The 422-nt window shown below is 75.8% G+C and carries 2 protein-coding genes; both read left to right on the plus strand.

Annotation, left to right across the window (positions count from 1 at the left end; genetic code table 11):
• Positions 1–98, plus strand: a 98-nt coding sequence (locus tag AC1DKR_RS21255; protein WP_478035149.1) for a type II secretion system protein GspG, incomplete at its 5' end; no start/stop codon positions are given.
• A gap of 55 nt (positions 99–153) precedes the next feature.
• Positions 154–422: GspH/FimT family pseudopilin (locus AC1DKR_RS21260; protein ID WP_478035146.1), on the plus strand; the 269-nt coding region annotated here is incomplete at its 3' end.

The following is a 422-nucleotide window of genomic DNA, read 5'->3' on the forward strand; positions in this document are numbered from 1 at the left end:
CGCCGGGCCAGCATGGGGCGATCGACGTCTTCTCGTTCGGCGCCGACGGCCGCGAGGGCGGCGAGGGCAAGGACGCCGACATTGGCAACTGGGGCTGACATCCAGCGCCCGCCCGGACGCCAGCGGCGAGGGGGCTTCACCCTCGTCGAACTCATGATCGTCCTGGTGATCATGGGGCTGCTGGCCGGCGCGGTGGTGCTGGCGCTGCCGGACGGCCGTCCGAGCCTGCCGCAGGAGGCCGAACGCTTCGCCGCGGCCCTGCTGCGTGCGCGCGACGAGGCCGTGTTCCGCGGCGGGCAGGTCCGCGTGGTGGCGGCCGGCGGCGTCTACCGGTTCGAGCGCCGCGCGGGCCGCGACTGGCGGCCCCTGGACGAGGCGCCGTTCCGGGCTCGGCCGTTCGAGGACGGCACCCAGGTCACGGC

This window comes from Stenotrophomonas sp. 01N47 (genome assembly GCF_056399165.1).